Here is a 20362-nt window from a genome sequence, read left to right as displayed (position 1 = left end):
CGTGCCTGATCCGTCCACACGGTAATCGCTGGCGCAGGGGTGCGGAGGCGCGGGTGGTCGCGATGTGGGCCACCTCTCGCTCGCCCTTCTCATTCCGTGGTCACGGGCTTACATTGAGCGAAGCATTGTTACTGGCACCACTGGGCTGGCCCCGTTGGACGGCGGCAACTACAACACGATCAGCGGTACGTCGATGGCCGCGCCACACATCGCCGGGATCGTCGCTCGACCGCACACCAGTACACCAACGGTGCTGCGTACCAACCGGATCCACGGGGAGGCAGTACGTCGTACGACAAAGGACACGGCCTCGTCGATGTGGTGGCTGCTTCAGATGCTGTCCGTTAGCTCTCCGTGCACTGAGCAGCGGGCGGACCAACCCATCGGGTGGACCTGGACGACCATCCGGCGGCGGCACTCGGCGCAGTAGCGGGGAGGCTCCAGAGCCAGGGCCTGACGGCAGTCCTCGTGACTGCCGTCGGCCAGCTCGCGGCCGCAGTGGCCGCAGTACACGAGCGTGGTCACAGCGTCTTCTGGAGTTCCTTGACCGGCATCTTCAGCTCGGCCAGCAGGTCGAGGTCGGCGGTCGCGGGACGGCCCAGGGTGGTCAGGTAGTTGCCGACGATCACGGCGTTGATGCCGCCGAGCAGGCCGTCGCGGGTGCCCAGGTCGCCCAGGGTCAGCTCACGGCCGCCGGCGTACCGGAGCACGGTCCGCGGCATCGCGAGCCGGAACGCGGCGATCGTGCGCAGCGCGTCCTTGCCGTCCATGATCTCGAGGTCGCCGAACGGCGTCCCCGGCCGCGGGTTGAGGAAGTTGAGCGGCACCTCGTGCGGGTCCAGCTCGGCCAGTTGCGCGGCCAGCTCGGCGCGCTGCTCGAGGGTCTCCCCCATCCCGACCAGGCCGCCGCAGCACAGCTCCATGCCGGACTCCTTGACCATCAGGCAGGTGTCCCAGCGCTCCTCGAAGGAGTGCGTGGTGACGACGTCGCCGAAGTACGACCGGGCCGACTCGAGGTTGTGGTTGTAGCGATGCACACCCATCGCCTTGAGCTCGTCCACCTGCTCCTGGGTGAGCATGCCGAGCGAGCAGGCGATGTTGATGTCGACCTCGGCGTTGATCGCCTCGATGCCGGCCTTCACCTGCGACATCAGCCGCTGGTCCGGACCGCGGACGGCGGCCACGATGCAGAACTCGGTGGCGCCGGTCTTCGCAGTCTCCTTGGCGGCCTCGACCAGCTCCGGGATGTTCAGCCAGACCGAGCGCACCGGGGAGGTGAACTGGCCGGACTGGGAGCAGAAGTGGCAGTCCTCCGGGCAGCCACCGGTCTTGAGCGAGATGATCCCCTCGACCTCGACCTCCTCGCCGCACCACTTCACCCGCACCTCGTGCGCGAGCGCGAGCAGGTCGGCCAGTTGGTCGTCCGGTGACTGCAGGACCTCGACCAGCTGTTCCTGGGAAAGGCCGACGCCCCGCTCCAGAACCTGCTCCCGGGCCACCTCGAGGATGTCGCTCATCGTTCTCCTGCCTCATCTGACGGTCGGCCCACAGTAAGTCAGGGAGCCGGACAACTGCTGCGAGGGGCGTCACGTGGAACACCCGCGATCGAGCCGTCGCAGCAACTCTCCGCAGCCCCGGCAAAACTTTCTGGATTTTTCCGGAGAACCTCGTAACCCCCCGTAGAGGGGCTCGTTGATGTGTGCAGAGGCGGTTACCGCAAGGACGACAGCCTCTCGGTCACAGGGAGCAACGCAGTATCGATTCAGAAGAGCTTGAGGGCTGATCATTACGATCAGCACGCAGAGTGGTCACAACCACCCGCGAAAGCTCGAAACTCCCCGGATCGGATGTAAAGTGGGGTACCAAGAGCTCGGGTCGCCAGCTGTGGTTGGTGACCCGATCCCAAAGCGCCGGGCGCCTCACCCCGGCTTGAGTGGGTCCCTCGGGAAACGATTTGGGCGGAAACGTTCCCGAGGGACCTGCTCCCTTTTCTGGAGCTTTTCGCAATTCCCACCAACCTCAGCAGCCCCACGAGTTTGCTGAGGCTTCTTCATTTCACCTGACAACTGGTGAACTGTTGTCGTTGTGTTACGGGTTCGTCACAGACTGCTTCGGGATGATCGGGAGCCGCAGCGCCCCCGGCGCATCGGCCGGTACGACGGGATGCCCGGGTTTCACCGGTTGCACCCGCCGGTACGCCGATCCGACCGGCGGCCGGGCGTCGTCCTCGCCCTTGTTCGGCCAGAACGAGAGCGCCCGCTCCGCTTGGGCGGTGATCGTCAGCGACGGGTTCACGCCGAGGTTCGCCGAGATCGTCGACCCGTCCAGGATGTGCAGGCCGTCGTACCCGTAGACCCGGTGGTAGGGGTCGACCACGCCGGTCTCGGCCGAGTCGCCGATCGCGCAGCCGCCGATGAAGTGCGCTGTCATCGGCACGTTGAACGGCTCGCCGATGGTGCCGCCCGGGGTGCCGTTCATCAGCTTCGCCATCCGCCGGACCACCTGGTTCGCGACCGGGATCCAGGACGGGTTCGGGGCGCCGTGCCCCTGTTTCGAGGTCAGCCGCCAGCGGCCGAACCGGTCCCGCCGGCCGAACGTGGTGATCGAGTTGTCCGCGGTCTGCATCACCAGCGCGATCACGGTCCGCTCGGACCAGTGCTTGAGGTCGTACAGCCGGCGGATGTTCTTCCGCTGCACGCCGAGCTCGCGCAACCAGGTCCGCCACCGCGGCCGGTCCCCGTCGCCGTCGGTCAGCACGGTCTGCAGCAGCGACATCGCGTTGCTGCCCTTGCCGTACCGCACCGGCTCGATGTGGGTGATGTCGTCGGGGTGGAACGACGAGGTGATCGCGACCCCGCGGGTGTAGTCGACGTCCCGGTCCCGGGCGATGGCCCCGACCAACGACTCGGAGTTGGTCCGGGTCAGCACGCCGAGCCGGTCGGACAGTCGCGGCAGCTTGCCCTCGTCCCGGAGCCGGTGCAGGAGTTTCGCCGTACCCAGGGCGGACGCGGCGAACACCACCTGCTGGGCGGTGAACCGGCGCGTGCTCTTGCGGTTCGAGGTACGGCGGGTGTCGACGGCGTACCCGCCGTTCGGCAGCGGCTCGACCGAGGTGACCGTGGTCATCGGGTACACCTCGGCGCCGGCCTTCTCGGCCAGGTAGAGGTAGTTCTTGGTCAGCGTGTTCTTCGCGTTGTGCCGACAGCCGGTCATGCACTCGCCGCAATCGATGCAGCCCGTACGGCGCGGTCCGGCGCCGCCGAAGTACGGGTCGTCGACCTCCACGCCGGGCTCGCCGAAGAAGACGCCGACCGGGGTCGGGTGGAAGGTCTCACCCACGCCCATGTCGTCGGCGACCTGCTTCATCACCTCGTCGGCCGGGGTGAAATGCGGGTACGTCGTGACGCCGAGCATCCGCTTCGCCTGGTCGTAGTACGGCGCGAGCTCGGACTTCCAGTCGGTGATGTGCGCCCACTGGCGGTCGGTGTAGAACGCGGGCAGCGGTTCGTAGAGGGTGTTCGCGTAGACCAGGCTGCCGCCGCCGACACCGGCGCCGGACAGGATGATCACGTCCCGCAGCGCGCTGATCCGCTGGATGCCGTACCAGCCGAGCTTCGGCGCGAACAGGAACCGGCTCTTGTCCCACGAGTTCTTCGCGAACCCGGCGTCCTCGAACCGCGCGCCCGCTTCCAGTACGGCGACCTTGTAGCCCTTCTCGGTCAGCCGCAACGCGCTGACGCTGCCACCGAACCCGGACCCGATGATCAGGACGTCGTAATCGTTCTGCCTCATGCACGTCCTCGCTTCGCTCCGGGCGCGCCTGACGCAGAAACAGCGCTGTGTTGTTCGATGACTTCGCTTCGCTCAGTCATGGGCGGCCCAGTTTCTTGAGCACCCGGAGGGCGCCGGTCATGAATTCGGCGTAGGCCTCGTCGGAGATGCCGTGCGAGGCCGCGATCGGGAGCACCCGCTGGGTCGCGATCGCCTGTGCATCGACGTACCGGCGGATGCCTTCGACGCCCTGGCGGCGGCCGAGGCCGGAGGCTCGCATCCCGCCCATCGGGGTGTCGATCGAGCCGAAGGTCGCGCCGTACGCCTCGTTCACGTTGACCGTGCCGGCCACCAGTTGAGCGGCGACCGCCCGGCCGCGCCGGCCGTCCCGCGTCCAGACGCTCGCGTTCAGTCCGTACTCGCCTTCGTTCGCGCGCTGGATCGCCTCGGACTCGTCGGAGAACCGGTAGATCGACACCACCGGCCCGAACGTCTCGTTGTCGAAGCACTCCATCTCGGGCGTCACCCCGGACAGCACAGTCGGCTCGTAGAACAGCGGGCCGATGTCGGGACGCGCCTTCCCGCCCGCGAGTACGACGGCGCCCTTCGCGCGAGCGTCGTCGACATGCCGGGTGACGGTCTCCAGTTGCGCCTTGGAGATCAGCGAGCCCATGTCGACGTCCCAGCCGGTCCCGGCCGACAGCCGGAGCTTCTTCACCCGGTCGATGAAGGCGGTCACGAAGGCGTCGTACACCTGGTCGGCGACGTACAACCGCTCCATCGAGACACACAACTGGCCGGCGCTGGAGAAGCATGCCCGTACGGCGCCTTCCGCGGCCCGGTTGATGTCGGCGTCCCGTAGTACGAGCATCGGGTTCTTGCCGCCGAGTTCCAGGCTGCAGCCGATCAGGCGCTCGCCGGCCTGCTTCGCGACCAGCCGGCCGGTCTTGGTCGAGCCGGTGAAGCAGATGTAGTCGGTGTTCTGGATGATCGCGCCGCCCACGGTGGGGCCTTCGCCGTTCACCGGCTGCCAGACCTCGCGTGGCAGGCCGGCGTCGTACAACAGCTCGATCGCCCGGAGCGCGGTCAGCGGGGTCTGGCTGTCGGGCTTGTGGACGACGGCGTTGCCCGCGAGGACAGCCGGGAGACCGTCGGCCATCGCCATGCTGAGGGGGTAGTTCCAGGGCGAGATGATGCCGACGACACCCTTCGGCACGAACCGCTGCTCGGCCCGGGTCAGGATCGGGAACATGCCCAGCTTGCGCTGCGGCTCGAGCAGCTCGGCGGCTTTGCGGCCGTAGTAGCGAGCGGTGAGGGCGACGTGCGCGACCTCCTCGAAGGCCTGCTTGCGTGCCTTGCCCGACTCGAGGATCACCAGGTCCACGAGCTCGTGCCGATGGTCCAGGACCAGGTCGTGGTACCGCAGCAGGATCGCCGCGCGCTCGGCCAGCGGCACCCGCTTCCAGGTCTGCTGCGTCCGGCGCGCGGAACGGACCGCCGCGACCACGTCGTCCGGGCTGGACAACGGCAGCGTGGCGATCGGCTGCCCGGTCGCCGGCGCGTACGACGTCCTCGCCCCGGCCGAGGCGCGAAGCAGCCCCGACAGACGGCGCACGACCGATTGATCGGTCGCGTACGACGCGGTCGGGTCGAGCTCGGGATCCGCGGGAATCGAGGTCTGCTCACTCATGGATCCAGGCTACCTGCCGGTAATACCCATGTCAGTACCGGAAATCGGCCGTGTCAGGCCTAAGTGTTCCGCCCGGTAGACCACTAAGCTGAACGGCTGAACCTGCGAAGGGGTGGAACGTCGAGATGGTGGACAGCGGGGGGCTTTGGACGCCTCCTGAGGACGAGCTCGCTGAGGCTCTGCAGACCGCACAGGTGCTGATCGAGGAAGGCCGGGCCGACGAGGCCGGGCCGTACCAGCAACGCGTGATCGAGCTGGCCCGGGAACGCGCCGAGGGGCACCCGAATCACTACGAGGCCAAGCACCTGATGGCCGCGACGCAGTACGAGCTGGCCGGCTCGCTGAACGCGTCCGGCCGGCACGAGGAAGCGCTCGCCGCGCTGCACGAGGCCCAGCTCGGCTACACCGAGCTCAGCGACGCCGGCGTCCTCGACGCCACCTCCTTCCTGGCCGACGTGCGGGCGCGGCGGGCGATGACTCAGGCCCATCGCGGTCACGGGGCGACCGCCGTACTGGAGATGGACGGCGCGGTGATCGCGTACGGCCAGCTCGTCGGCGGCGAGGACGGGCTGAAGCACCAGCCGGACTTCGCCCGGGTGCTCGCGATGAACGCGCTGATCCTGCGCCGGTACGGCGACCCCGCGCTGGCGGTCGCGTCCGCAGACGCGGCGACCCAGTTGTTCCTGCAGCTCGCAGACCAGATCAACGAGAGCCCGCAGTCGCTGTCCTACGCGCGTTACCTGTGTACGGCGACCGCCGTGTCGGCCGACGTACACGCCGCCGAGGGCCGGCTCGACCTGGCGCTGGAGGCGGACGAGGTCGGGCTGAGCACGGCCGACACGCTCGCGGACTCGGAGTCGACGACCGACATGCGCACGCTGGTCGCCGCGCTCACCCGGAAGGGCAAGCACCTCCGCGTCGTCGGCCGGATCATGGAGGGCGAGACCTGCCTGCGTACGGCGTTCGACACCGACGCGGAGACCGCTCAACGGGTCACCGAGGAGCTGGACCGCGGCCTGCCGCTGACTCTGGTCGCGGCGCTGGAGAACGCGGAGATCAAGCTCGGCCCGTTCGAGCAGTACCACCGGCTGCTGGCGCTGAGTGAGCCCGCACCCGGGATGACGCTGGCGACCGTGTCCGGTCGCACCGACCCGGAGTCGGCCGCCGTACGCGCGACCGAGCTGGCTGAGCTGGTCCGCCCGCTGCTGATGCAGGACGTGGACACCGCGCTGACTCTGGGAATGGAGGCGCACTACCTGTTCGCGATCTCCTCCGAGCGGGAGTCGCACCGGATGCGGTACGAGACCAGCACCTACGCGCCGATCTGGGCGCAGCTGCTGCTCGACATCTCCGAGGCGTACTACCAGGCCGGCCGCACCGACCTCGCGCTCGACCTGGGCGGCTGGTGTGCGGAGGTCGCGACCGCGCTGATCCCGTTCACCGACGACGACGCGGTGATGAAGGACCTGGCCGGCTCCTGTTACCGGCACCACGGCGACCTGCTCGCGGCGACTGGGGACGTGATGGCCTCACAGCACGCCCACGAGGCCGCGCAGCAGCTCCAGCTCGGCCGGTAACCTCCGGGTCATTGACGCCTCCCCTCGTCAGGCGGACGCTGACGCTTGAGAGGGGGAATCGTCATGCAAGTGGTGGAACTGCACAACCGGACGGTCGGCAACTTCGCCAGGTTGGTGGGCGAGGTGCGTCCCGATCAGTGGACCGCTCCGACGCCCTGCACGGACTGGAACGTTCGTGAGCTGGTGAACCACGTCGTCGGTGAGGAGCGCTGGACGGTACCGCTGATGGAGGGCAAGACCATCGCGGACGTCGGCGACTCCTTGGACGGCGATCTTCTCGGTGACGACCCGGTGACCGCCGCCTACGCCGCGGCCCGCGCCGCGCAGGAGGCGGCCGGGGCACCGATCGAGAAGGTGCACCTGTCGTACGGCGCCGAGGATGCGCCGGAGTACCTGCGCCAGCTGGCCGCCGACCATCTCGTGCACGGCTGGGACCTGGCGGCGGCGATCGGCGCCGAGGCCCAGCTCGATCCGGAACTGGTGGACGAGGTCGCCACCTGGTTCGCGGAGCGGGCGGATCTCTACCGCTCGGCCGGCATGGTCGCCGATCCGATGGAGGGGTTCACGGACCCGGGCGACCAGCTGATCGGCGCCTTCGGGCGCGACCCGCGCTGGTCTACGGGCGACGCGATCGTCGCCCGTTTCGGAGCGGCGTTCGACCGGCAGGACCTTGAAGCCGTGATGGCGCTGGTCACCGAGGACTGTGTGTTCGAGTCCACGTCGCCTGCGCCGGACGGAGTGCGGTTCGAGGGCGCGGCCGCCGTACGCGCGGAGTGGGAGAAGCTGTTCGCGAACACCGACGACCCGCGATTCGAGACCGAGGAGTCCGTGGTGCTGGGCGACCGGGGCGTGGTGCGCTGGACGTACTCGTGGCAAGAGGCGTCAGGTCAGCGCGGTCACGTCCGCGGCGTCGACGTACTGCGCCTCCGCGACGGCAAGATCGCCGAGAAGTTCTCCTACGTTAAGGGCTAGTCCGGTACGTCGGTTTTGAGGGCGCCGACGAACAGGCCGGCCTCGGCCTCGGTCATCCCGGTCTCGGAGACGACCAGGGCGGTGGCCTGGTGCAGCTCGCCCTGTGCCTTGAGGGCGCGGGTGCGCTCGGCCAGGTTGGTGCCGGGCAGGCGGACGACCGGGGTGTCGGTGACCGGCGGGACGTAGCGGCCGAGCCGGATGTCGTCGACGAGGCTCTTGGCGTGCTTCAGGTCCAGGCCGGTCCGGTCCCGGACGAGCTTGACCGCGTGCACAGACTTCTTGGTGGTGAGCAGGAACCGCACCTGGTCCACGTCGTCAGGGGAGAGTCTGGCCCGCGCGGCGGCGAGCGCAACGTTGTCGGCGTCCTGATCGCTCCGTCGGCTGAACAATCCCATGGCGCCATCCTTCCAGAACCGCTCAAGCCGCGAGGACTCGACGCACGTCGCGCCAGGCCAGTGCGCCGAGCTCTCGATCGGCTTCTCCGGTGCCGCCGCGGGCCATCCGCTGACCGCCCGCTTTCGGGGTCTCACCGGGGAAGATCAGGCGATGTCCGGCCCGCGCGGCGGCGATGATGCGGGTCGGCAGATGGTTGCGTGCCGACGCGATCCGCTCTGCGAACTCGACCGACGGCCAGACCCGATCGTCACCGCCGGCTGTGAGCAAGACCTCACCACGGATCCGCTCCACCGGGATCCGGGCGGCCTCGGCCTCGGCGCCGTACCGCTCGAGGCTCTGCCGGTACCAGGGGGTGAAGCTGGGTGGGTCGTCGTCCGGTTGCCAGGACAGATCGAGCGGGACGAACGGCAGGGGTTCGCCCTGCCAGGTCCACGCGGACGTCTGGTGGCCGGCGTCGTTCCAGGCCCAGACGTACGCGGTCGGGGCGAGCGCGATCACCGCGTCGACGCGCTCGTCGAGGGCGCCGAGGAGCAGGGCCGCCTCGGCGCCGCGGGACACGCCCATCACGACGATGCGGTCGTTACGCTCGGTCAGCTCGTCCAGCGGGAACGACTCCAGCGGGATCTCGCTGATCCTGGCGTCGAACCATTGCGGGGCGAGGACGTCGTACCCCTCGGCCTCGAGGATCCGGGCCCGCTCCAGATCCGGCGTACCGCTGGATCCGTGCAGGAGCAGGACTCCGGTGCTCATGGGGTCGTCAACCGACGACGACCTCGACTCGCTGGAACTCCTTGAGCTCCGTGTAGCCGGTGGTCGCCATCGCGCGCTTGAGGGCGCCGACCAGGTTCATCGTGCCGTCCGGCACCCAGGACGGGCCGAACAGAATCTGCTCCAGCGTTCCGGTGACACCGACCTCGACCCGCTCGCCGCGGGGCAGATCGGCGTGCCAGGCCTCGGCGCCCCAGTGGTACCCGCCGCCCGGGGCGTCACTCGCCCGCGCCAGCGGCGAGCCGACCATCACCGCGTCCGCACCGCAGGCGATCGCCTTCGCCACGTCGCCGGACCGGCCGACCGAGCCGTCCGCGATCACGTGCACGTACCGGCCGCCGGACTCGTCCATGTAGTCCCGGCGCGCCGCAGCCACGTCGGCGACCGCGGAAGCCATCGGCACCGCGACCCCGAGCACCTTGCGGGTCGTGTGCGCTGCGCCGCCGCCGAACCCGACCAGCACGCCGGCTGCCCCGGTCCGCATCAGGTGCAGCGCGGCCTGGTGCGTCGCGCACCCACCGACGATCACCGGTACGTCGAGGTCGTAGATGAACTGCTTGAGGTTGAGTGGCTCGGCCTGACCCGACACGTGCTCGGCCGAGACCGTCGTACCGCGGATGACGAACAGGTCGACGCCCGCGTCCACGACGTGCTTGGCGAACTGCTTGGTCCGCTGCGGCGAGAGCGCTCCGGCCACGGTGACACCGGAGTCGCGGATCTCCTGGACCCGCTGCGAGATCAGCTCGGGCTTGATCGGCGCGGAGTAGATCTCCTGCAGCCGGTGCGTCGCCTGCTCCTTGCCGAGGGAGGTGATCTCCTCCAGCAGGCCGCTTGGGTCCTCGTACCGGGTCCACAGACCTTCGAGGTTGAGCACACCGAGACCGCCGGCCTTGCCGATCGCGATCGCCGTGGCCGGCGACATCACCGAGTCCATCGGCGCGGCCAGGATCGGCAGCTCGAACCGGTAGGCGTCGATCTGCCAGGCCACCGAGACCTCCTCGGGATCCCGCGTCCGCCGCGACGGCACGATCGCGATGTCGTCAAACGCGAACGCCTGCCGCCCCCGCTTGGCCCGCCCGATCTCAATCTCGTTCATACCGACAATCTACCGATCTCCCCCGCTCCCCCAGACATCGAGTCCACCCGGCGGCAGCCACCTCACGAGCTCCGCGAACCCCCAACACTCACCAACCCCGCCGCACGGCAGGCTCCCAGGCGTGTTCCCGCCCTGCCGTCACCCGTTGATGAAGAACGCCCCCGCGGGTTCGCGGGGGTGTTGGGGTCAGCGGCCGGAGTAGTTGGGGGCTTCTACGGTCATTTGGATGTCGTGGGGGTGGGACTCTTGGAGGCCGGCTGAGGTGATGCGGACGAAGCGGCCCTTGTCCTGGAGCTCGGGGACGGTGCGGGAGCCGCAGTAGAACATCGACTGGCGGAGGCCGCCGATCAGCTGGTGGGCCACGGCGGACAGCGGGCCGCGGTACGGGACCTGGCCCTCGACGCCCTCGGCGATCAGCTTCTCGTCGGTGCCGACGTCGCTCTGGAAGTAGCGGTCCTTGGAGTACGACTTGCGTAGCCCGCCGGCCGACGACATCGCGGCGAGCGAACCCATCCCGCGGTACGCCTTGAACTGCTTGCCGTTGATGAACACCAGATCCCCGGGCGACTCCTCGCAACCGGCCAGCAGCGACCCCAGCATGACCGTGTCGGCGCCGGCCACGAGGGCCTTGGCGATGTCACCGGAGTACTGCAGGCCGCCGTCGCCGATCACCGGGACACCGGCCGGTTTGCAGGCCAGCGACGCCTCGTAGATCGCGGTGACCTGCGGTACGCCGACGCCGGACACGACTCGCGTCGTACAGATCGAGCCGGGGCCGACGCCCACCTTGACGCCGTCCGCGCCGGCCTCGACCAGCGCCTGGGCGCCCGCGCGGGTGCCGATGTTGCCGCCGATCACGTCCACGCCCCGGGTGGCCGGGTCGGCCTTGAGCTTGCGGATGATCTCGAGCTGCGCCTGGGAGTGACCGTGCGCGGTGTCCACGACCAGCACGTCGACGCCGGCCTCGACCAGGGTCATGGCCCGCTTGTACGCCTCGCCGAAGAAGCCGATCGCGGCGCCGACCATCAGCCGGCCGGTCGAGTCCTTGGTGGACAGCGGGAACTTGTCCCGCTTGACGAAGTCCTTCAGCGTGATCAGGCCGGTCAGCTTGCCGGCGTCGTCGACCAGCGGCAGCTTCTCCACCTTGTGCCGGCTGAGCAGCGCCATCGCGTCGTCGGCGGAGATGCCCTGCTTGCCCGTGATCAGCGGCTGCTTGGTCATCACCTCGTGCACCGGCCGGGACAGGTCGGTCTCGAACCGCATGTCGCGGTTGGTGACGATGCCGACCAGAACGCCGGCGTTGTCGACCACCGGCACACCGGAGATCCGGTACTGCGCGCAGAGCGCGTCGGCTTCGCCGATGCTGGCGTCCGGGCCGATGGTGATCGGCTGCGCGATCATGCCGGACTCGGAGCGCTTGACCAGGTCGACCTGCTGGGCCTGGTCCTCGATCGAAAGGTTGCGGTGCAGGACGCCGAGGCCGCCCTGCCGGGCCATGGCGATCGCCATCCGGGCCTCGGTGACGGTGTCCATCGCGCTGGACAGCAGCGGGATGTTGACCTCGACGTTACGGCTCACCCGGGTCCGGGTGCTGACCTCGGAGGGGATGACGTCGGACTCGTTGGGCTGCAGCAGTACGTCGTCGAAGGTGAGGCCGAGGACGGCGAACTTGTCGGGAACTCCAGCGGGTGTGATGTCCATGGGTAAAACAGGCACCTTTACACGGCGAGAACGGGACACCATCGTATGCCGCCCACAGCCAACGCCCGAATCCGCCATCCACAGGCAGCCGTCACACGCCGTACACAGGCAGTACGGCGGCCCCGCGAAGTCCGCCCGGGTCAGGCCCGGGCGGACGGTGTCAGCTGCTGGTCGGCTTGTTGACGACGTCCAGGATCTGGAGGACCTCGGTGTCGTCCGTGGAGCCGTGGGTGCGGCTGATGGCGGCGTGCTTGCCCTCGGCGTAGTTGCCGCTGGAGTGCTTGCCCTTGGCGTAGGTCTGCTTGACCGAGCCGGTCGCCACCTGTCCGCTGGAGTGCTTCGCCTCGTTGCCGAAGATCTCCAGCGCGCCCGGCACGTCGACGGGCGCACCGGTCGGCGTCGGGAGCACGTCCGGCAGGACCTTCTCGATGAGGTCGGTGAGCCCGTCGAGCGGGTTCTGCTCCTCAGCCGGGTCATCCGCCGGCGGCGTGCTGTCCTCGGTCGAGTCCTGCCCGGTACCGGTCTCGGTCCCCTGGTCCGAGCCCGTGTCGTTGCTCGGCACCGTGGTCGGCGTCGTCGTCGGGTCGGTGACCGGGTTGTTCCCGGTGTCGCCGGTCCCGGTCTCCTCGTTCGGCGGCGCGCTCGGCGTCGTCGTCGGGTCCTGGGTCGGCTCGCTCGGCGGCGGCGTGGTCGGGTCGGTCGACGGCGTCGTGGTCGGCTCGGTCGACGGCTCGGTCGACGGCTCGGTCGTCGGATCCGTGCTCGGCGCCGTCGTCGGGTCGTCGGCCGGCTTCTCGTCGGTCTTCCCGGTGCCGGTCTCCGTCGGGTTGGTCGTCTCGACCGGCTTCGGGGCGACCGAGGTGACGGTCGGGTTCTGCTTGGGCAGAACCCGCTGCAGCACCTCCGGCAGGGCGTGCTCGACCGTGGCCGGCGGCGTCGGCGCGACCTTCTCGGCGGCCTGCTCCTCGGCCTCGCGACGCTCTTCCTGCTTCTTCTGGAAGTCCTTGGCGACCTTGACGATCTTCGTCTTGTCGACCACCGGCATTCCGTCGAGCTGCTCCTTCGGGAAGCTGGTCTGCGGACGGACCGCGTCGACCATCTTCTCGATGACCTTCTCGTACGGCGACAGCGGATCGCCGGTGACGGCCGCCGCGACGCCGGAGACCGACAGCGCGGCCACCGCGGCGACCCCGAGCGCCAGACCACGCGCCGCCACCTTGCGGGCGAACGGGTCCGTCACCGGGTTCAGCGCCGCGCAGCGCGCCAGGAAGCTCTCCGGGTCGTCGATCGTCTCCACCGGGAGCTCGTCCTCGACCTCCACCGCGAGCCTTAGCTCGGCCAGCAGCTTGACGGCCGGGTCATTCTCTCCCGCGATACGCGCGGACTCCCCACCAGCGGCCAGCAGGTCGAGAAGAGCGTCATCGGCGTCGATCGCGTCCAGGTCGAAACGGTCAGCCATGATTCCCCTCCCCTGCTCCTCGTTCCAGCTGTGCCTCATGCCCCACGAACCCCCTGAGCGTGTTCAACGCTCGATGCTGTGCGACCCTCACCGCCCCCGGTGTCATTCCCAGTGCCCGGCCGGTCTCCTCGGCTGACATCCCCGCTACCACCCGGAGCCGCAGGATCTCCCGCAGTTTCTCCGGCAACTTGTCCAGCAGGCCCATGATGTGCTGGACCTCCGAATGCCGGACCGCGTGCTCTTCCGGCGTCGGTGACTCGTCCGCGCCGTCCGGCAGGTCCGGCGTCGAAACGTCGGCCACTGCGAACGCACGCTGGGCATCGGCGACCTTGCGGGCCGCGATGCCGTAGACGAAAGCCTCGAAAGGCCTCCCCTCATCACGGTACCGGCTGAGCGCGCCGAACACCGCGACACAAACTTCTTGCGCGACGTCGTCGACCATGTCGGCGCCGCCGGGGTACGTCCAGAGCCGGGACCGCACGTAGCGGTGAGCCACGGCGCGCACCCTTGTCAACAGGTCGTTGAGAGCTGTCCGGTCGCCTTCGCTCGCAAGCGCGGCAAGATCCCTGAGCTCGACCCGGTCGTGGGTGTGCGGTACTTGGACCTCGGTCACCCCTCGCCCCCTCGTGTTGGACCGGTCAGCCTGAAAGATGGTACGGCGCTCATCTTCTCTTGCCTAGTGGCAATTCGTGATCACACCAGGTTTTTGATCACGATCTGTCACTACCCACGGGTTCAGATACTGCGCGATCCGCCGGCGGCGCGTGGTCCTTCGAGGTAGGACCGGCGGACGTGTGGTTCGAGCTTTTCCACGGCGTACCGCAGGGCGGGCCGCGGCATCCGGGCGGCGAACTTGTCGAGGAAGGCGCGGAGAGCGGGCTCGTCGGCGGTCCCGGCGTACTTGAGTGCGATGCCGACCGGCTTCGATACCACTGGGTCGGTGTCGTCGACCAGCACCTCGGCCAGCGCGAACAGGTCGGCCAGCGCGTCGCGATCGCCGGAGCCGGTGAAGGCGAGCGGCGCCGTCATCGCGGTCCGTCGGCGCAGCGGGTCGGTCGAGCGGGCCAGTTCGAACAGTGGGGTCCGCGGCTTGTCGAGCAGATAGCTGCCGACGACCCGGGGTGCGGCCCGGTCGACCATGTCCCAGGTGTCGATCCGGTCGTGCCGGCCGAGGTACAGGCCGTAGCAGCCGCGACGTTCCGCGGCCGGCAGTTTCGCCTTGCGAGCCTTGAAATCGAGCACGCAGAACGCCGCGAGGCGTGGCTCGTACTCCGCGACGTCGAGCAGCCGGTCGACCTCGGTCAACGGCATCGCGGTGAAGCGCTTGGCGATCTCGAACAGGGTCCCCATCCGGACCCCGAGCACCGCAGCCGAGCCGTGGTAGTGCTTCTGCGGGAACTCGTCCGGCCGCGCCTGCGACCGCAACTCGCCTACCAGCGCCGATGCCGTCAGCTCCATCCTGGGAGCGTAGTCACTGCGGGGGTTCGAAGTGGAGTACGGCGGACGCGTGGTCGCCACCCCAGTCGACAGGGGTACGACCGGACTCGCGCGGCCGGATCGTCCGGCCAGTTCACCGGATACCCGGCGCTCTCGTGCACTTCCCGCAGGATCCCGGCACAGCTCTCGAGATCCGCCTCGACCCGCTCCCGAATCACGCCCCAACCCAACCACACGCGCACAAAAGAAGCCGCCCGGCTGGTCCGAGGACCGGCCGGGCGGCTGTCGTTCGACCTGAGGGTCAGTGACCGTGGCCGTGGCCGTGACCGGCGGCGGCGGGCTCTTCTTCCTCGGGCTTGTCGACCACCAGCGTCTCGGTGGTCAGCAGCAGCGCGGCGATCGAGCCGGCGTTGGCGAGCGCGGACCGGGTCACCTTGACCGGGTCCAGGACGCCCTGGGCCAGCAGGTCGCCGTACTCACCGGTGGCGGCGTTGAAGCCGCTGCCGGACTCGAGCTCGGCCACCTTCGACGTCACCACGTAGCCCTCGTAACCGCCGTTCTCGGCGATCCAGCGCAGCGGCTCGACGATCGACTTACGCACGATCCGGACACCGGTGGCCTCGTCACCTTCGAGATCGAGGCTGTCGTCCAGGACGGTCGCCGCGTGCACGAGAGCGGAGCCGCCACCGGCGACGATGCCCTCCTCGATCGCGGCCCGGGTCGCGGACACGGCGTCCTCGATCCGGTGCTTCTTCTCCTTGAGCTCGACCTCGGTGGCCGCGCCGACCTTGATCACGCAGACGCCGCCGGCCAGCTTGGCCAGCCGCTCCTGCAGCTTCTCGCGGTCCCAGTCGGAGTCGGTGCGCTCGATCTCGGCCTTGATCTGGTTGACCCGGGCCTCGATCGCGTCGGCCGCGCCGGCGCCCTCGACGACGGTGGTGTTGTCCTTGGTGACGACGATCCGGCGAGCGGTGCCGAGCACCTCCAGACCGACCTGGTCCAGCTTCAGGCCGACCTCGGGAGCGACCACCTGCGCGCCGGTCAGCGCGGCCAGGTCCTCCAGCATCGCCTTGCGGCGGTCACCGAAGCCCGGCGCCTTGACCGAGACCGAGGTGAAGTTGCCGCGGATCTTGTTGACCACCAGGGTGGACAGCGCCTCGGCCTCGACGTCCTCGGCGATGATCAGCAGCGACTTGCCGGACTGCACGACCTTCTCCAGCAGCGGCAGCAGGTCCGCGATCGCGGAGATCTTGCCCTGGTGGATCAGGATGTACGGGTCCTCCAGCACCGCCTCGCCGGCCTCGGCGTCGGTGATGAAGTACGGCGAGATGTAGCCCTTGTCGAACTGCATGCCCTCGGTGAACTCGAGCTCGGTGCCGAACGTGTTCGACTCCTCGACGGTGATCACACCGTCCTTGCCGACCTTGTCGAAGGCGTCCGCGATCAGGGTGCCGATCTCGGCGTCCCGGGCGGAGATGGTGGCGACGTGGGCCATGTCGCCCTTGTCGTCCACCGCGCGGGCGGTGTCGACCAGCTTGGCCGACACGGCCTCGACGGCCGCCTCGATACCGCGCTTCAGGCCCATCGGGTTGGCGCCGGCGGCGACCGCCCGCAGGCCCTCGTGCACCAGCGCCTGCGCCAGCACCGTCGCGGTGGTGGTGCCGTCACCGGCGATGTCGTTGGTCTTGGTGGCGACCTCCTTGGTCAGCTGCGCACCAAGGTTCTCGAACGGGTCGTCCAGCTCGACCTCACGGGCGACGGTGACACCGTCGTTGGTGATGGTCGGGGCGCCCCACTTCTTGTCCAGCACGACGTAGCGGCCCTTCGGCCCCAGCGTCACCTTCACCGTGTTCGCGAGCTTGTCGACGCCGCGCTCCAGGGCGCGCCGCGCGTTCTCGTCGAACTCGAGGATCTTCGGCATGGAAAAAACCAGTCCCTCTCGTAAATGTCTTCGTTGCAGCAGGCAGACGTCCCGCGGCACCGGACCGACTCCGCCCCGGCGCCGGGCTCGGCACCAGGGCGGTGTCAGTCAGGAACAGCGGGCAGGGCGTGCGCCGACCCGGCGACGCCGGGCCGTCGGCTCACGCCCTGGGATCGTCACTTGCTGACGACTGCGAGGATGTCGCGGGCGCCCAGGATCAGGTAGTCCTGGCCGTCGTACTTGACCTCGGTGCCGCCGTACTTGGAGTAGATGACCTTGTCGCCGACGGCGACGTCCAGCGGGACGCGGTTGCCGTTGTCGTCGATCCGGCCCGGACCGACGGCGAGGATCTCGCCCTCCTGCGGCTTCTCCTTGGCGGTGTCCGGGATCACCAGGCCGGACTTCGTGGTCTGCTCGGCTTCGAGCGGCGCGACGAGGACGCGGTCCTCGAGCGGCTTGATCGTGACCGACACTTGCTGACCTCCACGGTCGATTCGCTTGTCTGTGGTTCTCCGATGGTCGCGCTCCCCTGCCGTCGCGGGGGTCAAGGGCCGGACCGCTGGCACCCTCCACCGGAGAGTGCCAACTCCGAATCTAGGCCGCCTTTAGCACTCGGTCAACTCGAGTGCCAAGATCTCGCCAACGGCGGAAATCCGGGCCCGGACACGGATGGGCACCCTTCACTACTCGACCGCATCGGCTGACCCGTCGCACTGTGATCACGTAGGTGCGGAATGTGGTCAAGCCGGGGTTGGCGTGGGACCGTTCTGTGTTAACGGCGTCACGAGGAGAGACTATGGCCTTCAGCTTTCCCTCTCTGCCCAAATTGTCCGGTCGCGCTGTCGTGGTTCTGGCCGCGGTCGGAGGGCTCGCGGTCGGCGCGGTCGCCGCAGGTGCCTCGAAGGACCAGCCCACCTCGGCGCCCGGTGCGAACGCACCAGCCGTCGCTCCGGCGGAGCAGGCGCCGGCTGCGGACACTGCCAGCACCAGAGCCGCCGCCGCGGCCGCTGCACTGCCGCAGTGCCGGTCAGCCATGCTCGTGCCGGTCAACAGGACGTGGGGCATCCCGATGCCGTCCGTGTACGGCGCCTCCAGCACCTACTGCAACCTGATGTACGGCGACGACCCACACCGCGGCTCCACCGTGTTCGGCGACCCGGACACCGCGATCCGCGTGCTCCAGCGCAACCTGAACTTCTGCTACGGCACCAAGCTCGCTGTCGACGGCATCTACGGCACCAACACCCGCGCAGTGGTCCGGATGGTCCAGCGCAAGCACGGGCTCACCGTGGACGGCATCTACGGCCCGAAGACCCGCTCAGCCATGAACTGGCGCCTCTACTCGATGGCCACCCGAAGCTGGAGCAGGAGCTGCTCGAGCCCCCTCTAAAGTGACGGGGTGACAGTCACGGGCTTGCTGGACGGCGCTGGCGCTGAGCTACTTGCCGAGGCATGCGCGCACTTCCAGCCAGGCCGCGAGCTCCAGCTCGTCGAGAAGCTTCGCAAGCAGTACGACGCCACGCTGGTGAGTGCTGCGGTCACACAGGCCTCACTGCGCCACCGGGCGATCGCCAAGTTCGGCCAAGACGCTGCACGGATGTACTTCACGCCAGACGGTCTGGAGCAGGCAACCCGCAGTACTGTCGGCTCACACCGGGCCCAGCGCATCGCGGCGACGCTACCGGGTAGCACTGTGGTCGACCTGGGCTGCGGCATCGGCGGCGACCTCATCAGCGCCGCACGCGCCGGCTTACGGGTCACTGGCGTCGAACGCGACCCAGCCACGGCTGACGCCGCCCGCGCCAACCTGACCGCACTCGGACTGCCCGGCGAGGTGGTCGTCGGCGACGCCGAGTCCTTCGACCTCGCGCCGTACGACGTGGTGTTCGCAGACCCGGCACGGCGGGCGGACGGGCGACGCGTGTTCGACCACAACGCCTACTCGCCGCCGTGGTCCTTTGTCACCGAGCTCCTGAGCCGCACTGCGTGTGTGAAGGTCGCGCCCGGCATCCCGCACGACGCCGTACCGGATGGCGTGGAGGCGGAGTGGATCAGCGACGCCGGCGAGGTGAAGGAGGCGGCACTGTGGTCCGGTCGCCTTTACGCCGGGACCACGCGTAGGGCCACGCTGCTGCCCAGCGGCGCGACTGTCACCGAGGCACCCGAGGCCGAGACCGGTCCGGTGGGTCAGTACATCTACGAGCCGGACGGCGCTGTGGTGCGCGCCGGTCTGGTGACTGCTGTGGCTGGCGCGGTCGACGGCTGGCTGCTGGACCCGCGGATCGCCTACGTCACCGCTGACGACCTGGTGCCGACTCCGCTCGCGTCGGCGTACGAGGTCGTGGAAGAGCTGCCCTACAAGGAGAAGGCGCTGCGCTCCTGGGTTCACAGCCACGACATCGGCACCCTCGAGATCAAGAAGCGCGGCGTTGACGTGGACCCGGCCCAGTTGCGGAAGAAGCTGGCACCCAGGGGCTCTCGAAGCGCCACTCTCATCATCACGCGCATCAATCGCGATGCGGTTGCCTACTCCTGCCGTCGAGTCGCGCCCAGCCAGTCGGCCGCTTGACCTGTATAACTGCCGTCTGGGAGGTGGCCATGCTGAACGTCGGTCGGTCCGCGGTCCTCTTCGTCATCGTCGCGTTCGGACTGGCCGGATGCGGGTCCGGGTCCGATCCAGCCGTACCGCCACCGAGCTCGCCGACGACATCCGCCGCGATCGGGATGATGGCCGCATGCCCGTCCCAGGACGCGAAGGCGTTCACCGCGCCGGTTGCCGGCGGCACCGCGGTCAGCGGCGTGCAGTTGGGTGACGCCACTCGGGCCGTCGTGCTGTCGTACGAGTGGGGCGGATCGCCGTGCGACTGGTCGGGTGTCGCGACCGAGCTCGTCGCCCGAGGCTACCGGGTCGCGCTGTGGGAGTACGGCACCCTCACCGGCTTGGATCGGGTCAAGGAGCTGCAGGCCGTTGTGGACCAGGTCCGGGCCGCCGGCGCGACCGAGGTCGTGCTGGCCGGTGGCTCGATCGGCGGCTGCGTCTCCATGATCGGCGGCTCCATGATCACCCCAGCGGTCTCCGGTGTCGCGGTGTTGAGCTGCGCGTCCTGGTACGACGTGGAGCATCGGATGCCGACCACGCCACTGGCCGCAAAGCTCCAGGTGCCTTCGCTGTACATGGCCAGCGACGGCGACAGCCTGCCGGTCGCGGAGGTGCGCAAGGACTTCGCCGCCGTACCTGCCAAGGACAAGAAGCTGGTCGTGGTCACCGGCTCCACCGCGCACGGCGTCGAGCTCCTGGACGAGACCGGGACGGCCGCGAAACCGGCGCTGTTCGCCTTCCTGGACCGGATCACTCGATAGACGAACTTGCGCTGGGAGCACAGTCGAACATATGATCGATTCTACGAGCGGGCCTTCGGGAGGCTTCCGGTGGGCGAGGTGCTGCGTCTGCTGCTGCAGCCTCCCGGAGGCCCGCCACTAAAGTCGACATCCGGATGAGGAGCCGGACGTCGACTGGGTGTCACGCTGGTGACTTCGGCCGTTCACCTGGGTCGGGCAGGCTGCGGGGCAGAAC

18 protein-coding genes and 1 pseudogene are annotated in these 20362 nt (G+C 69.0%); 6 read left to right on the top strand and 13 right to left on the bottom strand.

What is annotated here, in order from left to right; translation table 11 throughout:
• Nucleotides 1–193: 193 nt before the first annotated feature.
• Nucleotides 194–274: pseudogene (locus ACIBL3_RS14260) on the top strand (hypothetical protein); the annotation flags it as partial.
• Between the two features lie 56 nt (nt 275–330).
• Here ACIBL3_RS14260 and ACIBL3_RS14255 read toward each other — a convergent pair.
• The 4 genes from ACIBL3_RS14255 to ACIBL3_RS14240 form a co-directional block, all read right to left on the bottom strand.
• The gene (locus ACIBL3_RS14255) at nt 331–525 is read right to left on the bottom strand and encodes a hypothetical protein (RefSeq protein WP_396353711.1); all 195 of its coding nucleotides are present in this window, start codon (nt 523–525) and stop codon (nt 331–333) included.
• The gene (gene bioB / locus ACIBL3_RS14250) at nt 522–1517 is read right to left on the bottom strand and encodes a biotin synthase BioB (protein WP_396353710.1); all 996 of its coding nucleotides are present in this window, start codon (nt 1515–1517) and stop codon (nt 522–524) included. Before bioB ends, ACIBL3_RS14255 begins: the two co-directional genes overlap by 4 nt.
• A gap of 571 nt (nt 1518–2088) precedes the next feature.
• Complete coding sequence (locus tag ACIBL3_RS14245) at nt 2089–3792, bottom strand: GMC oxidoreductase (RefSeq protein WP_396353709.1); 1704 nt, start codon at nt 3790–3792, stop codon at nt 2089–2091.
• A 76-nt stretch (nt 3793–3868) separates the two neighbouring features.
• Entirely contained in the window at nt 3869–5461 is a 1593-nt protein-coding gene (locus ACIBL3_RS14240; protein WP_396353708.1) for a succinic semialdehyde dehydrogenase, read from the bottom strand.
• Nucleotides 5462–5586: 125 nt separating this feature from the next.
• Here ACIBL3_RS14240 and ACIBL3_RS14235 point away from each other — a divergent pair, with 125 nt between their 5' ends.
• Nucleotides 5587–7038 (top strand): hypothetical protein, encoded by a 1452-nt coding sequence (locus tag ACIBL3_RS14235; RefSeq protein ID WP_396353707.1) that lies wholly within the window; start codon nt 5587–5589, stop codon nt 7036–7038.
• A 63-nt stretch (nt 7039–7101) separates the two neighbouring features.
• A complete protein-coding gene (locus tag ACIBL3_RS14230; protein WP_396353706.1) occupies nt 7102–8010 on the top strand; it encodes a TIGR03086 family metal-binding protein in 909 nt (302 codons plus the stop codon).
• Here the strand turns inward: ACIBL3_RS14230 and ACIBL3_RS14225 are convergent.
• The 9 genes from ACIBL3_RS14225 to groES form a co-directional block, all read right to left on the bottom strand.
• A complete protein-coding gene (locus tag ACIBL3_RS14225) occupies nt 8007–8405 on the bottom strand; it encodes a hypothetical protein (RefSeq protein WP_396353705.1) in 399 nt (132 codons plus the stop codon). The two genes, ACIBL3_RS14230 and ACIBL3_RS14225, sit on opposite strands and share 4 nt — an antisense overlap.
• Nucleotides 8406–8427: 22 nt before the next feature.
• Entirely contained in the window at nt 8428–9156 is a 729-nt protein-coding gene (locus ACIBL3_RS14220; protein WP_396353704.1) for an acyl-CoA thioester hydrolase/BAAT C-terminal domain-containing protein, read from the bottom strand.
• Between the two features lie 7 nt (nt 9157–9163).
• Nucleotides 9164–10270, bottom strand: a complete 1107-nt coding sequence (locus tag ACIBL3_RS14215) for a GuaB3 family IMP dehydrogenase-related protein (protein WP_396353703.1) — start codon at nt 10268–10270, stop codon at nt 9164–9166.
• A 186-nt stretch (nt 10271–10456) separates the two neighbouring features.
• A complete protein-coding gene (gene guaB, locus ACIBL3_RS14210; protein ID WP_396353702.1) occupies nt 10457–11971 on the bottom strand; it encodes an IMP dehydrogenase in 1515 nt (504 codons plus the stop codon).
• Nucleotides 11972–12131: 160 nt separating this feature from the next.
• A complete protein-coding gene (locus ACIBL3_RS14205) occupies nt 12132–13430 on the bottom strand; it encodes a hypothetical protein (protein ID WP_396353701.1) in 1299 nt (432 codons plus the stop codon).
• The gene (shbA, locus tag ACIBL3_RS14200) at nt 13423–14043 is read right to left on the bottom strand and encodes an RNA polymerase sigma factor ShbA (RefSeq protein ID WP_360530661.1); all 621 of its coding nucleotides are present in this window, start codon (nt 14041–14043) and stop codon (nt 13423–13425) included. The genes ACIBL3_RS14205 and shbA overlap by 8 nt, the downstream gene beginning before the upstream one ends.
• A 122-nt stretch (nt 14044–14165) precedes the next feature.
• Nucleotides 14166–14888 carry a DNA alkylation repair protein gene (locus ACIBL3_RS14195; RefSeq protein ID WP_396353700.1) on the bottom strand — a complete coding sequence of 241 codons (723 nt, stop codon included), beginning with the start codon at nt 14886–14888 and terminating at the stop codon, nt 14166–14168.
• A gap of 280 nt (nt 14889–15168) precedes the next feature.
• On the bottom strand, nt 15169–16788 hold the full coding sequence (gene groL / locus ACIBL3_RS14190; RefSeq protein ID WP_396353699.1) for a chaperonin GroEL: 1620 nt from the start codon (nt 16786–16788) through the stop codon (nt 15169–15171).
• A gap of 176 nt (nt 16789–16964) precedes the next feature.
• Complete coding sequence (groES, locus tag ACIBL3_RS14185; protein ID WP_130384566.1) at nt 16965–17261, bottom strand: co-chaperone GroES; 297 nt, start codon at nt 17259–17261, stop codon at nt 16965–16967.
• 323 nt (nt 17262–17584) lie between these two features.
• Here groES and ACIBL3_RS14180 point away from each other — a divergent pair, with 323 nt between their 5' ends.
• The 3 genes from ACIBL3_RS14180 to ACIBL3_RS14170 are packed head-to-tail and all read left to right on the top strand — an operon-like array spanning nt 17585 to nt 20148.
• Nucleotides 17585–18178, top strand: a complete 594-nt coding sequence (locus ACIBL3_RS14180; RefSeq protein WP_396353698.1) for a peptidoglycan-binding protein — start codon at nt 17585–17587, stop codon at nt 18176–18178.
• A gap of 9 nt (nt 18179–18187) precedes the next feature.
• On the top strand, nt 18188–19357 hold the full coding sequence (locus ACIBL3_RS14175) for a methyltransferase domain-containing protein (RefSeq protein ID WP_396353697.1): 1170 nt from the start codon (nt 18188–18190) through the stop codon (nt 19355–19357).
• 29 nt (nt 19358–19386) lie between these two features.
• Nucleotides 19387–20148 (top strand): alpha/beta hydrolase, encoded by a 762-nt coding sequence (locus tag ACIBL3_RS14170; RefSeq protein WP_396353696.1) that lies wholly within the window; start codon nt 19387–19389, stop codon nt 20146–20148.
• Nucleotides 20149–20362 lie beyond the last annotated feature (214 nt).

It is taken from the genome of Kribbella sp. NPDC050124 (assembly GCF_044460355.1).
Lineage (GTDB): Bacteria > Actinomycetota > Actinomycetes > Propionibacteriales > Kribbellaceae > Kribbella.
Note: the sequence above shows the minus strand (reverse complement) of the source record. Positions and strands in the feature narration are given on the sequence as shown.